Here is a 13,516-nt window from a genome sequence, read left to right on the forward strand (position 1 = left end):
AATCACCCTCTCTTCAGTGCTTCATACTGTTCCCCTAGCAATTTCAGTTTCTCTTTGAGTTTTCCCCATGATTCCAAGTGCTTTTTGTAAGCTCTTTTAATGTGTTTTAAGCTCTTTTTGTTTGTACATAATTGCAAATCAATCTCTAATCGTTTGGTTTTTAAGTTGAATAGATTTATTTCTTCTTGCAGTAAGTTCATTTTGGATAGCCATAACCTTTGTTCTTCTGAAAATAATTCCTTTGAGTCCACTTTCCAACCCTCATTTCTTGCCTTTTTGCATAAAAAAAGGACAACAAACGGAAACGGGGTGTATTGCCCAATTTCGCTTGTTGTCCTCGGTTCTTCCGATAGACTTTTATTCTATTTTTCTACTTCTATTATACCTTAAAACACAATAGATTCCTTGTTATTAATACGAGAAACCTTATTATCTTGTACAATAACTTCCAATGTTCCAAAGGCTTGTAAAGGTTTCAATTTTGCCTTTCCACCTGATACCACAATTACGCAAGGACCAATTAGTTTTTCAGCTGGTACATATAAAGCGCCATTTAAGTCTAATTTTAATAGATCCATTCTGCTACCCCCTTTTTGACTGCCCTTTTCTAACTCAAAGCCCCCATTGCTCTTTCAACTTCGTTAAAAACTTCATTTTGCCGCCATTATCACCACAAGCATCTGGGTGAAACTTCTTGGAGGCCATTCTATAGATTTCATGTAGCATCTTCTTTTCATTTTCGTTGTAGTTACCAGTAGAAGTAGTTGAATAACTACCGCCATCACCCGAATAATTATTGTAGTTACGTTTGAAACTTTCCTCGTAACTACGTCTCGTATATTCGTCACGTGTCTTTTTGTCAGCCATTACTTTTTCTAAGTATTCAGGATTCCTCAACTCCCCGAACACGTCATAGCTATATCTATATGTGTCTTCACCATATAAATCCTCGAAAGCCTTTTGAACTTTTCTATGTGTTTCTAAAATTGCATCATGTTTCTTCTTTATCCTATATTCTTCAGTTTGTTGAAACTCTAATTCAATTTGTTCGACAAGTGGCCCCAATTTAGCATTAATCATTTCATGAAAGGTATCTTCATCAATGCCCATTTCATTTAATTTCACCTCTAAAGAACCTCTAATATAATGATCGCCGTACCAGGAATCTATAAAATCATAGTAGCCCATTGTACAGATAACCCATTGTTTCTTTTTTACCTTACCATTTTCTCGATAACTATGATGAATGCTAATTTTATAGGCATCTAATACAGGCCTTTCAAATCGTTCATTACTGTATGTGTAACCGTATGACGTCTTAGGTTCTTCACCAACAAAGCCAAATGTTGTCTCAGTAACATTGATTTCTTTATGTGTGCCATACGGATCTGGCTTCTTCTTTTGTATTTTCTGAATGACACAAAACATGACGTTGCTCCTTTCTATGTAGTTACTTTCGAAATGCATAGAGTACCTACACAACTAATAACAGGCTGCTATCTTACGGAAGCGGTTTTTTACCGTAAACTTTTCAGCATAGTTCTGTAACGCTCTTTCAGATAAATCAACTCGGCCATACTGTTTTTCTTTCTCGCGTCTTTTCATAATGTCCTGATCGAATGAACCATTCCTATCCCAGTAATCTGAAAACAGTTCTTCATCATCCATCGCCTCTATCCGTGCATCCCATTCAGTCACTGACATTTCATGAGCACCTTCTTTTATTTGTTCACGCTCTAAAACGTAGCTCAAGCACTCTCTCAGCGTTTTTAATACATCATGGTATAAATCAACAGGATTTACTTTCCAAGCTTCGTATTGTGCTCGTTCGTCGTCATAAAGAAGGGAAACCGCTTCTCCTAATATTTCAACACGCTTTTTTACTTTATCCATGCGCTGATTTCGTTTTTCATAAAGCTCTACCAGGTAACTAGCATAATCTTCAACGTGACAAGCCAATTTGTAGATACGGCCACTACCATAATCGAAACCTGTTATCGTCGGAGCAATACCTTCATAAGCTTCTTGTCGCTCTGCTTGATATACTCGTTCGATTTCTTCTAATTCTCGTTGTGCATGTAAGTACGCCCAAAATTGACTGTCTGTTAGCATGCTATCACCCTTTCATTCGTTGTTCTCTTGCTTTTAAGCGATCAGCCATACTTTGTTGGCTAGTGTTTGAAACATCCTCTAAACGGATTTCCTGATCGTTTAAAAGCTTAAGTAGTCTTTTGTACGCTAAATTCTCTAATGCTTTTAAATTTTTTATAGCCCTTGTGGGTTCGGTATTTACATAATCAAAGAAAATCATAGCTGTACGCTCTCTTGGCACATTTTCGAGTCTATGGACTAAAATAAGCTCGTCCTTAAACTTCAATTCATCCCAGCAACTTGCGAGTACCTCTTGAGCCATTTCGATCACCTCGATAGCTGCCGAAATTTTATAGCGTTTCACCTCACCTTTTGGCATGGCTTCCGCTTCTTTTAATGATTCGTACGCAGCTGGTATTTGCTTTTTAAAAAGGCGTTTTAGTTCATCTAAAGTCAATGTCTCTCACCATCCCTTATATGCAATGCGCTCATATTTGCAAACATTTTAAGAAACTAGTTGCCGACAAAAGCCAACATCTTTGAAGCGGTTATTAGCCTCCTACCAATCACATACCTTTGAATTTCTTGTATCCTTAATACGGAAAAATGTTAGCAAAAGTTAGCATGGTTGCATTTTAGAAGCACACTATTAATGTTTGAATTCATGTATTTGTTTGTTTTTAACCACGTATTAATAAGTTTACTGCCTGTTAATGCACATACTTTTCATACACTTTCTTACTGACTGACAAATCAAGTCGGAATTTCTCTTTTGCGATCATTAAATCAACAGTATCGGATAAGATTGGCTCTCGTTCAATTAACATCTCAGGTGTCATCTGATTTTTCTTTAGAGATTTCACGTGTCCATGACGACTAGAAACTGCTTTGTTAGCAATTGTGTTTGCTTTTATAAAGTTCACCGTTGTTGGTTCTAGCAATGATTGTTGCAGCTTAGCCATTGTTTCCTTTTGATGCACTTTGTCTAGCATCCTAAAGATTTGAAAACCTTCTAACCCTGACGACTGGCGAAGTGTTTTAACTACTTCAAATATCCAATCTTCAAATGCCTCTGCTTCAGGTCTTTGTGAACGAGTTATTGCTTTGTAAATCCCTTGTTCGGATATTGCTGTAAACTTACCATTCCCCTTATTTTTACCAACAGTCAATTTGACTGTTTGCAGAAATTTACTTTTTATATGTCTAACCATTGCTTGAGAATCTACATAACCAAGGGCATCTGCAATATCTTTAGCAATTCCCCACCACTCACCTTCAATTTCCACGAAACGAATTTCATAATCGAGCCAATTATCTGTTTTGATTTTCAATAGATTATTCCTCCTTTCATTTTTCAAACATTGCAACCTTCGCATGAAAAGGTTGCATCCTTTTTAGTTCTGCAGCATGAATTGTACTACGAAGAATTGTCGAAGTTGATTGGAGTACTGCAATGGAGTACTCCGTAAAATACTAGGTTTTGCAAGGCTCTAACATCACGAATACCTTACGTTTTCTTATTGTCCTGTTCCGTTTGGGAAGCGAATTGAGTTCCGTTTTGGAACGTTGCAACCTTAACATTTCTCAACATGTCCAATGCATCGAAAGCATAATTTATCTTGGCTTTTGTAGCCTTTCAAAAGGAACGTTGTTTGTTTCGTAACGTTACCATTCATCGAACCGTTTCATTTCTTCCAACTTCTCATAATTTCGATGCACTAACGGTACAGCCAATTCCAAATATCGCTCTTGGTATTCAACACTTGGGAAATACTCGATTAATTCTGCACATCGACATACAGCAACGTTGCCTATCCAGTTTTCTTTCGCTGCTACTCTTCTAACAGTTTGATAAGGTACACCAAAGAGCTTGGAAACGTCCTTTAACGATGTACGGCTAATACATTGAGATCGTGCATAGTATTCTCGCATCCAATCCCAATCGAATTTAAGATTCAAAATTGACACTCCTTCACTGAAAACGTATAAAAATACTTCCTGGCTTTATGTGTGCCCATTGAAACTGTAATGATTGCAATGTTATGCAACCTTTGTTTGTAGTACTACATTAAAAACACGCCATTTTCACAGCCTAATTATCGACTGTATGATTTACTACCAAAGGAGAGATATAAATATGAACTCAATAATTACCGTTTCTATCGATAAAGCTGAAATGGAACATCTTGTACAGAAAGAAATCAAAGCACAGATTCAAGAAATTAATGCAGGTCTAATCTACTGGGACATAAAGGAGCTATGCCGCCGAACATGTATGAGCAGATCGTTCATTCTCGAACAGTTTTTTTATCATCCAGATTTCCCTAAATATAAAGTCGGTACTAAGTGGCTTATGCCATCTAAAGAAACAGAAAATTTTCTAAGCAATTGGTTGAAACGACAACCACGCTCTTAGTAGGTGTTCACCTTTTTAAGGCCTCCGAAATCTAAGAATGTTTCTTTTAAGGCTGCCTAAAGTGCTGATTTATCTTTTTAGTGAGAGTCATATTTGACACAAGTAGTTCCAGGACCAACATCTCTATCCTTTCAACGCGGCTCGAACATGATAATAAAGATGATTGTATATCCAGTTACCGCTTAATTGCCTATCATTCAAAAAGGTTGTAGAGAAGCGGTAGCGTGCTTCAAACGTTTTGATTCGTGCTAGTAATGCTTTGGAATTGTATTGGCTTCTGTAGTTACCATGTACCAAGTCGGAGTAACTACCTTCGACCAACAGAGTAAAATGTGATTTCTGCGATCTGATCAATTCATGTTCAAACCGCTCCTCCTTGATACTACTAGCTAACTCGTCAATACTGTTCTTACGTTCCACAGTGAATGGAAAGTAGGTGTCTCGGTATATACCCAGCTCGAAATTTTGCGGAATCATAGCACTATAATCCCCTGTATCTAGCTTTATAGATGTATATGGGATATTATTGACTTGGAAAAAGTTTATAATATGCTGATTCACTTGCTCCCTCGTATCAATGAGTATCACCATTGACGAGAGGAGCTTTTTTAGTTCCGTGTCTGTATATTTGAATTTAGTAATCATTCATAGACTACCTCCATCCCCTTGATACTCGTTAAATTCATAGCCCATGCTAAAGCCTTGTAAAAATGCTCCTGTTTCCGCTTTTTTCACATGTTTCACCATTAGCTCAACTAATTTATTGTTCTCGTCATGACTCAAAGGTAAAGCTTTTAAGAATGCACTTAATTCGTTCGCTGTCTGTATAAAAGCCTCTGTACGTTCAATTTGAATACATACGTTATCTAAATCAGGAAAATTTATTACGTCCCCCATGTTCCTACCATCCTTTCCAATAGTGTTTAAACAGCCCTAGAAAAGATTTCAATTTTAGGACAAGTATTAATGTCCACTAGCTTTCTGTTTGCTTCTAATGACGTTAACCACTCATAGCTTTTAGACTTTGCTTCTTCCATTCGTTCAACATATTCAATATATGGCTACTAAGTTTAGTTGGCGTTTCTTCCAGCTGAGCTGTTTCTTGTAATGCTTTCATGATAGATTCGCAATCGTACATCATGAGCCAACCTGAGATTTCTTTATAAACATTTTCATCAACAGTATCGAAAGTGAACCGGATTGATTTTTCGATGCTCGCTATCTGTTCTGAGCGGTTACGAGTGTTTAAAGATTGTTTTTCTAATCCATTTGAATCTACTGGAGAATGGACCGACTGACCGACGACTGTTTTTTCTTTTTTCTTTTCTTCTTTTTCTTTATCTACGCTATTAGTAATACTAGGGTCGTGAAAAGAGTCTTTAAAAGATGTCGTCGGTCTGTCTTTTTTAGTACTTAGTTTGTCTGTCTTTATTTCATCAGTACTTTGTTTATCAATAATTGGTACATCAATACTTTGTTTATTTAATACTTGGTTAATATCAGTACTTAGTAGCCCTTCCTTTTGTACATCTACAAAAACTACATCTACGTTTTGTACTTCTACCTTTTGGGCAAGTACAGGTGGTTCTAAGGTTTGTGACACTTCATAAACAACTGTGACCCATTTAGTAATTTTTCTATTTCCATAAACAGGAAATTTTTTAGGTATCTATGTTCTTGTAATTCTTTAAATCCTGCTCTTAATGATTTTTCACCGTCTGTCGAATGTGTCTGTAATTCGTCCATATAAAACACCCAATCGTCAGGTCTTGAAAGCATCATCGTTAACAATCCTTTCGCCTTCAAACTCAAACGAATATCAAATATGTAACCATTGTTAACGACTGTGTAATTTTTATCTTTTTCCACTCTATTAATGTATGGTGGTTCCAACATCACACCCCCTACCTATTCATTAGTTGCTACACTCCTTAAAAAATTACTTCTGCAGCACCTCTCATTGCTTCAATGATTTTTTTATGAGTGGCTATATATTGTTCCTTATCATGTAAATAAGATGCAAGCTCATCTCTATTTCGTGCTAACCAGTAGCCTGAATGATTACCGCTCTTTATACTTACTACAGGTACTCCCTTCAACCGTAATTCAAAAATAAGCTGGTGAAAATAGCGGCGATCTTTAATCATTAATCGCTCCATAATTTGTGAACCTGTTAAACTCTCTGATTCTCTCAACCCTTCTAAAATGCGATAGACACGTAATTCATCGTTTGTTAGATTTTCATGCATTTCCTTTGACCTCCATTCGCCCTCACCTATTCCTGTACACACGCCCCGCCAAGTTGCGTTTTACCATTCTGAGACAACAGTTTCTATAGCTTCGAGTACTGGTTTATAAAACCACCATCTCTTACGATTTTTACGAACTTCGCAAACTTTCACACGCGGATCATGAAGCAACTCCTCGGTAATGTGTCTCTCTGACATACAAAGCAATTCCGACATTTTTTTCAAATCGATAAGTAGGAATGCCTCTCTTACTTCTTCATCAAGCCGCTTTTCAATATACTTTCTTACTTCGTTCTTATCGATATTGACCGCAATATTTGCAGGAATCATTACACTACCTCTCTTTCAAAACGTAATTGTTTTTTCATTTTGTAATTACACAAAATAAATCATCAAACTCAACACTCAAAATCCCAATAATCACTTTTGCTTTTTTTGGTGAAATGCCATTTCTCCCACCTAGTACATTCGAAAGGTTACTTTGACTCATGCCAGCCTTTTCAGCTAAATGTGTTAATGAATAACCATTTTTATATATGGCTTCAAGAAACGCATTTTTAGATTTAACTCCAATCATGTAAATTCTCCCCCTTCTTTCAAAGCTTCACTCGTTAACAAAAAATAACAATGCTTCATTCGTTATCACGGCTTTATGATATGTTTCATTTGTTATCTTGTCAACTGTATTCGCATTCAAAATGTTTCATTTGTTTTCTTTTGTGTTATACTTTATAAAAAGGTGGTGCCTAATGATGATAGGAGAAATAATTAAAACACTTAGAGAATCACTTAATATGACTCAGGAAGAGCTTGCTGAGCGTTCTGGATTGTCTCGCGTAAGTATTGGGAATTATGAAAGAGGAAGTAGAAAGCCTGCTCCTGAGGCCTTAAAAAAGTTGTCTAAAGGCTTAAATGTTGATTACATGGAATTAATGACAAAGGCAGGTTATGTTAACGAGGAGATTATCGAATCTATCGGCAAAATTAAAAATGGTGGATTAAAACTAAAAATAAAAACTAGCGGAAGAACAACTATAGGTAATATTCTCGAATCCGCTTTGCGTTCAAAAAAGCTTACTTTGGAGGATCTGTCTAAGAAATCAGAAATACCAGAACCATTACTAAAACAAATGCTAGAAGATAAGATCGAACCTGATGAGTTTCAAATTTCAAAATTAGCTGAAACCATAGGATTTCCTTTTATGTATATATACCTTTCAACCGAAAAAGGATGTAATAATTTTGACTATCTGTTAACTGACGAATTTCTGGATATGTTAGCTGTGGGAACTAACGAGATAGAAGAAACATTCCAAGATGCCCTTGAATCATTTAATATCGAAAAAGCTAAAGGCAAAAAGGTGAATGAAGATAAATACGAGGAGTTAAAAAAAATAAATGAACAAATTATTAATGCTAAAAAGTTAGATAAATTCTTTCACGATAAAATTTTAAGTTCTCTAAATTCCGAGGAATTGTTAAGAGTCGATAGCTTGATTCAAGTTGTCCAAAGTAAATTACGTTCGTATTATGAGCAAAGCAAGGCAATAGATCATGAATTTGGCAAATTAACATGGGATGATAAAAAAGTTAGTGATCCTAAAGAATATGAGCTCTTACAGACCCTACGCAACAATAATAATAAATTTATGAAAGCTTTTGAAATTAATTTAAGTGAATTATTAGAAATTCGGGCAGATTTAGAAAGTGGGAAAACAATTGAAAACCTCACCATGACTTTACATTCTTTGATAAATCCAAAAGTCGAACTAGAGTTTGAAATACCTGATCTTTCTAAAATAAAAGTGCCTAATCTAAACCAACAAAAACATGACTCATTAAAAAATGACGAACATGTCTTTACTTTCAATGTACCTGCAACAAGAGAAACAACAGTAAATGGTCGAAAATTTTTAGAACGTATTTCTCTTAAAGATGCGGAACGTTCTTTTTTCGATGTTCAAACTTTACTCCATTTAGATGACAAAGTTAACTTCCAAGGTATCCCTTTAACAGACAAAGACAAGCAACTAATTATAAATACACTTGAAAGTATTCGTACTCAGTTTACTAACTATAATCAATAATCACCAAACTCACCTATTCCTGTACACACGCCGCCAAGCATGAAAGGAATGGACAAGGTGAAATTATACAAATCAGCAAAAGAACCTGAAATATATCATTATTTCAATGTAAATAAAGAAAAACTATGGATGTTTCGGCATAAGTATTATGATGCTGCTGGGAAGCTGAGAGAAAAGAAGAAAAGTGGTTTTAAAACAGAAAAAGCAGCATTGAAGGCCCTACTGGAAATTAAGGCCGCAACGCTGCGAGGTGAAACTAAACATATAGAAAATGATAACCTAACTGTCGGACAATGGCTAGATATGTGGTATGAAACTAATCAAAAAAAATGGAAAATTGCTTCACAGAAACAACGCGAAATGGCTATTCGTATACAAATGAAGCCATTAATCGGTCATTTTAAACTACAACAACTAACAAAAGCGATCTATCAAAAACATTACATTAATGAATTAGAAAAGAAATATAAACCTAGTACGGTCAGATTACTTCACGATTTATTTAAAATTGCTATCAATGCAGCGGTAGAAGAAGAAATCCTAACACGGAATAAATTCCATGGAACTGTCTTGCCTTCTCTAAGAGGAAAAGAAGCAAATAAAAATTATCTTACACCTGAGCAGTTAAGTTTATTACTAAATCATATCAAGCAACACGAAGATATTGCCTATTACAGTTTATTTTTGACGATTGCTTATACGGGTATGCGTAAAGGTGAGGCATTGGGGCTTCAATGGCGGAATATCGACTTTACCAATCAAACGATTACCATTGAGCGTCATAGAGGTAGTAACGGTGTGGACTCCACGAAAACAAAGAATAGTGAGCGTACCATAAAAATAGATGAAGTTGTTTTGCAGCAGTTGAAGAGTTATCGAACAGCTGTTAAAGCACTGTTGCTGTCGCATGGTCGGAAATTACATGACGATATTACGAAAGATAATTCCTTTATTTTTATATCACCTAATACTATTGAACCTTTTGCTTCTACAGGATTAAATGCCACTTTTAACCGTATTTTAGCAGCAGTTGGGTTACCAGCTACCACTATACACGGTTTACGGCACACACATGCTACAATTTTGATGAATAATGATATTCCTGTGAAAGCCATTGCCGAACGTTTAGGGAATACGCCAGAAATAATCCATACAACATACGGGCATGTATTGAAAGAAATGGAAGATAAGATTATCGACATATTTGACCGTGCTATTGGAAATGGGGCTAATAGTGGGGCTAGCTCATAGCTAACCACACCTCAAACCGCATTATATAGGCATTAACAATGCCTTTAAGATTCTAGTACATTTAAAATAGCATCAAGATCATTGACAGCAATATCTAGGCGTTCCTTTGCCTCAATATTTTGCTGTTTTAATTGACTAAACTCTAGCAAATTTTTCTCATGCTTTAACATGATAGAAGACAAGCGTTCAATTCGCGATTCAACCTTTTCAATTGCTTGCTCACAAACTCCTGTCCATATCTTTTCTGAATGCTGCATTTCAGTTGTTGATGGGTTGTGGTGACGCATAATTCGTGCATAGACTACTTCAATTTGTTCAATTAGTTCAGAATAAAAATGTCGCTCAACACGAGTTGTTTGGAATGTTGGGTGCTCTACCTCTTTTGCATATGGGGTAATTTGACGTAGCAGCTTTCCAGCATTTTCTCCGAAACCATGTGATAAATTCAATACATTCATTAACTGTAAAAGTAAACGAATTTCTTCTAGATTAATAAGCTGTGAATCGATGCTTTCCTTTACCTTTAACGATTCCATATAGCGTCGATCAAAGTGCTCAATTTCACCATTGCGTTGTTCTACTAAATGATCACCTGCATTGTCTTTTAAGCTTTTAATATAGCGAATGGCATGGCTTTTTAGCTCTTCCATCGATAGCAAGTTATCATTGTCTTGTTGTGGCTTTCCTCGTTGAACATACGCAAATGCATCCATTTTTTGGGGCCATTGTGCTGCTGGGGTTTCTTCTAAGACATTATAGCGTATATAAATTCCGTGCATTCCATATCCTCCAAGTCCATTAAACAAGTATCTCTAAAGAGAGTAAATCGAATTCGCCATTTTTTCAAGTAAAAAACTTTTAAAGATTGAAAATCCTTCTTTTGAACAGTAATTCAAAAATCCTGAATAGTCGATACTATTCAGGATTGCCGCATTTTTTATTATGATAAAAATTTTACCACTTTATCCTCTGACAAGCTTTGTTCGTATACGGTTTGAAACATACTCCACGACTAAAATAAGCAAAATTAATCCCAATAAAATAGCGCCTACCTCTGACCACTTGTAGGCATTCATAGCAAAAATAAGTGGTGCTCCTATTCCGCCAGCCCCAACTAGGCCGAGTACTGTTGCATCACGCAAATTCATATCAAAACGGTAGATCACAATAGATAAAAATAATGCCGTCAGCTGTGGCCATATTCCAAATCGGATTTTCTCCATTAATGTGCAGCCGATAGCCTCCATTGACTCAAGTACACTTTTATCTAAGTCCTCAATTACATCTACATATAACTTTGATAGCATTCCGATAGACGTCAATGACATTGTTAACACACCAGCAAATGGGCCAGGGCCAGTTACCCTGATAAACATAAGTCCATAAATAATTGCTGGAATAGTGCGAATGATGATTAATAAAAAACGAACTACAAATGCAATTGGCTTTGGCATAATGTTTGAAGCTGATAAAAAGGCCAAAGGTATTGCCAACAATGCACCTACAATCGTACCGAGAAAGGCAATTGCCATTGTTTCGATTAATAAATAAGGGATACCACCAGTAGACACATTAAAGATTAATGACCAATCAGGATTTAGCAGTCCTACAAATATGTTTTTAGCAATCTTGGACCCATTTAACGATACATTTTCAAAATGAATTGTTGACACAGACCATACAAATAAAAGACTTAAAATAAAGATGGTCATGATGTATGACATGCGTCGATTTGGTTGTAATTGTAATTGCTTGTCGATTGCATTCATAGCATCACCCCTACATTAATTTCTTGCGAAGATATTCGCTAGTTGTTTCAATAATAAAAACGGTACAAACAAGCATTAATAAAATCATGCCCACATTCGCATAACTTCTCCACCCTAGACTTTCGTGAAGAAGTAAACCAATCCCTCCAGCACCAACATAGCCTAAAATAGACGCATAACGAACATTTCCTTCAAAGCAAAATAAAGATGTCGTTAAATAACTTGGAAGAATCTGAGGCATAATCGCATAACGAAATGCTTGAATCGTTGTCAGTCCCATCGAATGCATTGCTTCATATGCCTTCATATCGACATTTTCAATTTGCTCATATAACAATTTTCCAACATAGGCAATGGTAAATACAAAAATAGCAATCGTACCAGCCATTGTACCAAGCCCGAATATAAATGTTGCTATAAGAGCAACAATCAAAGTAGGCATTGTCCGAAGTAAGCTTAAAATAAATTTGCTCGACATAGTGATCCATTTATTTTTTGTAATATTTGTCGCAGCAAGCATTGCGATAGGCAAGGCACTGATAGCACCTACTATGGAACCAAACAATGACATTTTAATCGTATCGAACAACGGCTGCCATAGCTTTGATAAATACGTCCAATTAGGTGGTATCATCTGTTGTATAATGACGAAAAACTGACTGATTCGATTGACAATAACCTCTATGCTAAAACCTGTAATACGAATTGAAAGGAACGTTAATAGAAGCAGAATAAGCCACATCAATGGCATTATCGAGCGCTTCTCCAGCACTTCTTTGCCATTAGGCAATACTATTTTTTTCTGGGATAGCAGCCTCCATTGCATGATTATTTGCCCCCCTCCCTTCATTATTGTTATAGATATACGAAAGAATTTCCTCGTCTACCTCACTAGCCCGCCCATCAAAAACAATTTCACCGCTTCTTACACCAATCACACGAGTTGCATAGGCTAATGCCAGTTCAACGTGATGAATATTCATAATAATGGTCATATTGAACTCATGATTAATGCGTTTAAAATCCTCCATGACTTGCTTTGCAGTGACGGGGTCTAATGAAGCTACAGGTTCATCCGCTAAAATAATTGATGGATTTTGCGCGAGGGTACGCGCTAAGGCTACACGCTGTTGTTGGCCACCAGATAACTGATCTACACGTACATACGCCTTATCTAAAATACCTACCTGATCAAGTGCCATTAATGCTTTAAGCTTCTCTTCTTGCGTAAAGATGCCGAACATTTTTCGCCAAAACGGCATATTGGGCACAAAGGAAACGAGGACATTTTTCAAAACAGATACACGTGTTACAAGGTTAAAAGATTGAAAAATCATCCCGATATTACGGCGTAATTTTCGTATCCCTTTCCCATTTAGTTGTTGTACGTCAACAGAATCTACTCGTAATGATCCTCCTGTGATGTCATGCATTTTATTTATACAGCGCAATAAGGTTGATTTCCCTGCACCTGATAAGCCAATAATAGCAACAAATTCGCCCTGCTCAATTTGTAGGTTAATTTGATTTAAAGCAAGAAAGCCATTTGGGTATCTTTTTTCTACCTCTTTAAATTCAATCATAGAACCGCTCCATTTCGGCTTCTCGCCATATTGTCATCCCCAACTTACGATGAAGAACAAAAAAGAATCT

21 protein-coding genes are annotated in these 13,516 nt (G+C 36.2%); 3 read left to right on the forward strand and 18 right to left on the reverse strand.

Annotated features, from left to right (window positions below):
• Positions 1-2: 2 nt before the first annotated feature.
• The 7 genes from ACIQLB_RS01670 to ACIQLB_RS01700 all read right to left on the reverse strand — a co-directional run bounded on the left by ACIQLB_RS01670 (position 3) and on the right by ACIQLB_RS01700 (position 4,050).
• Positions 3-251: a hypothetical protein gene (locus tag ACIQLB_RS01670; protein ID WP_400720116.1), complete on the reverse strand. Its 249-nt coding sequence runs from the start codon at positions 249-251 to the stop codon at positions 3-5.
• Between the two features lie 135 nt (positions 252-386).
• Positions 387-578, reverse strand: a complete 192-nt coding sequence (locus tag ACIQLB_RS01675; RefSeq protein ID WP_400720118.1) for a hypothetical protein — start codon at positions 576-578, stop codon at positions 387-389.
• 34 nt (positions 579-612) lie between these two features.
• Positions 613-1,428, reverse strand: a complete 816-nt coding sequence (locus tag ACIQLB_RS01680) for a hypothetical protein (RefSeq protein WP_400720120.1) — start codon at positions 1,426-1,428, stop codon at positions 613-615.
• A 54-nt stretch (positions 1,429-1,482) separates the two neighbouring features.
• The gene (locus ACIQLB_RS01685; protein ID WP_400720122.1) at positions 1,483-2,112 is read right to left on the reverse strand and encodes a hypothetical protein; all 630 of its coding nucleotides are present in this window, start codon (positions 2,110-2,112) and stop codon (positions 1,483-1,485) included.
• Between the two features lie 4 nt (positions 2,113-2,116).
• A complete protein-coding gene (locus ACIQLB_RS01690; protein ID WP_400720124.1) occupies positions 2,117-2,548 on the reverse strand; it encodes a hypothetical protein in 432 nt (143 codons plus the stop codon).
• A 253-nt stretch (positions 2,549-2,801) separates the two neighbouring features.
• The gene (locus ACIQLB_RS01695; RefSeq protein ID WP_400720126.1) at positions 2,802-3,422 is read right to left on the reverse strand and encodes a BRO-N domain-containing protein; all 621 of its coding nucleotides are present in this window, start codon (positions 3,420-3,422) and stop codon (positions 2,802-2,804) included.
• 334 nt (positions 3,423-3,756) lie between these two features.
• Positions 3,757-4,050 (reverse strand): hypothetical protein, encoded by a 294-nt coding sequence (locus ACIQLB_RS01700; protein ID WP_400720128.1) that lies wholly within the window; start codon positions 4,048-4,050, stop codon positions 3,757-3,759.
• A gap of 178 nt (positions 4,051-4,228) precedes the next feature.
• Between ACIQLB_RS01700 and ACIQLB_RS01705 the strand changes: the two genes are divergently transcribed.
• Entirely contained in the window at positions 4,229-4,507 is a 279-nt protein-coding gene (locus ACIQLB_RS01705; RefSeq protein ID WP_400720130.1) for a group-specific protein, read from the forward strand.
• A 123-nt stretch (positions 4,508-4,630) separates the two neighbouring features.
• Here the strand turns inward: ACIQLB_RS01705 and ACIQLB_RS01710 are convergent, their stop codons facing one another.
• The 7 genes from ACIQLB_RS01710 to ACIQLB_RS01740 all read right to left on the reverse strand — a co-directional run bounded on the left by ACIQLB_RS01710 (position 4,631) and on the right by ACIQLB_RS01740 (position 7,333).
• Positions 4,631-5,152: an ERCC4 domain-containing protein gene (locus ACIQLB_RS01710; protein ID WP_400720132.1), complete on the reverse strand. Its 522-nt coding sequence runs from the start codon at positions 5,150-5,152 to the stop codon at positions 4,631-4,633.
• The gene (locus ACIQLB_RS01715; RefSeq protein ID WP_400720134.1) at positions 5,153-5,404 is read right to left on the reverse strand and encodes a hypothetical protein; all 252 of its coding nucleotides are present in this window, start codon (positions 5,402-5,404) and stop codon (positions 5,153-5,155) included.
• A gap of 103 nt (positions 5,405-5,507) precedes the next feature.
• Positions 5,508-6,110, reverse strand: a complete 603-nt coding sequence (locus ACIQLB_RS01720) for a hypothetical protein (protein ID WP_400720136.1) — start codon at positions 6,108-6,110, stop codon at positions 5,508-5,510.
• Positions 6,095-6,400 (reverse strand): hypothetical protein, encoded by a 306-nt coding sequence (locus tag ACIQLB_RS01725; protein WP_400720138.1) that lies wholly within the window; start codon positions 6,398-6,400, stop codon positions 6,095-6,097. Before ACIQLB_RS01725 ends, ACIQLB_RS01720 begins: the two co-directional genes overlap by 16 nt.
• A gap of 38 nt (positions 6,401-6,438) precedes the next feature.
• Positions 6,439-6,756 (reverse strand): hypothetical protein, encoded by a 318-nt coding sequence (locus ACIQLB_RS01730; RefSeq protein WP_400720140.1) that lies wholly within the window; start codon positions 6,754-6,756, stop codon positions 6,439-6,441.
• Positions 6,757-6,816: 60 nt separating this feature from the next.
• Positions 6,817-7,086: a hypothetical protein gene (locus ACIQLB_RS01735; protein WP_400720142.1), complete on the reverse strand. Its 270-nt coding sequence runs from the start codon at positions 7,084-7,086 to the stop codon at positions 6,817-6,819.
• A 34-nt stretch (positions 7,087-7,120) separates the two neighbouring features.
• On the reverse strand, positions 7,121-7,333 hold the full coding sequence (locus ACIQLB_RS01740) for a helix-turn-helix domain-containing protein (protein WP_400720144.1): 213 nt from the start codon (positions 7,331-7,333) through the stop codon (positions 7,121-7,123).
• Between the two features lie 172 nt (positions 7,334-7,505).
• Here ACIQLB_RS01740 and ACIQLB_RS01745 point away from each other — a divergent pair, with 172 nt between their 5' ends.
• On the forward strand, positions 7,506-8,843 hold the full coding sequence (locus ACIQLB_RS01745) for a helix-turn-helix domain-containing protein (RefSeq protein ID WP_400720146.1): 1,338 nt from the start codon (positions 7,506-7,508) through the stop codon (positions 8,841-8,843).
• Between the two features lie 57 nt (positions 8,844-8,900).
• Positions 8,901-10,094, forward strand: coding sequence for a tyrosine-type recombinase/integrase (locus ACIQLB_RS01750; RefSeq protein WP_483869696.1), 1,194 nt, complete (start codon positions 8,901-8,903; stop codon positions 10,092-10,094).
• Positions 10,095-10,138: 44 nt separating this feature from the next.
• Here the strand turns inward: ACIQLB_RS01750 and ACIQLB_RS01755 are convergent, their stop codons facing one another.
• The 4 genes from ACIQLB_RS01755 to phnC form a co-directional block, all read right to left on the reverse strand.
• Positions 10,139-10,873 carry a hypothetical protein gene (locus ACIQLB_RS01755; RefSeq protein WP_400720150.1) on the reverse strand — a complete coding sequence of 245 codons (735 nt, stop codon included), beginning with the start codon at positions 10,871-10,873 and terminating at the stop codon, positions 10,139-10,141.
• Positions 10,874-11,056: 183 nt separating this feature from the next.
• Positions 11,057-11,863 (reverse strand): phosphonate ABC transporter, permease protein PhnE, encoded by an 807-nt coding sequence (phnE, locus tag ACIQLB_RS01760; RefSeq protein WP_400720152.1) that lies wholly within the window; start codon positions 11,861-11,863, stop codon positions 11,057-11,059.
• Between the two features lie 10 nt (positions 11,864-11,873).
• The gene (gene phnE, locus ACIQLB_RS01765) at positions 11,874-12,689 is read right to left on the reverse strand and encodes a phosphonate ABC transporter, permease protein PhnE (protein ID WP_400720154.1); all 816 of its coding nucleotides are present in this window, start codon (positions 12,687-12,689) and stop codon (positions 11,874-11,876) included.
• Positions 12,646-13,446 carry a phosphonate ABC transporter ATP-binding protein gene (gene phnC, locus ACIQLB_RS01770; RefSeq protein WP_400720156.1) on the reverse strand — a complete coding sequence of 267 codons (801 nt, stop codon included), beginning with the start codon at positions 13,444-13,446 and terminating at the stop codon, positions 12,646-12,648. The genes phnE (ACIQLB_RS01765) and phnC overlap by 44 nt, the downstream gene beginning before the upstream one ends.
• Positions 13,447-13,516 lie beyond the last annotated feature (70 nt).

It is taken from the genome of Lysinibacillus sp. NPDC092081, assembly GCF_044755845.1.
GTDB lineage: Bacteria > Bacillota > Bacilli > Bacillales_A > Planococcaceae > Lysinibacillus.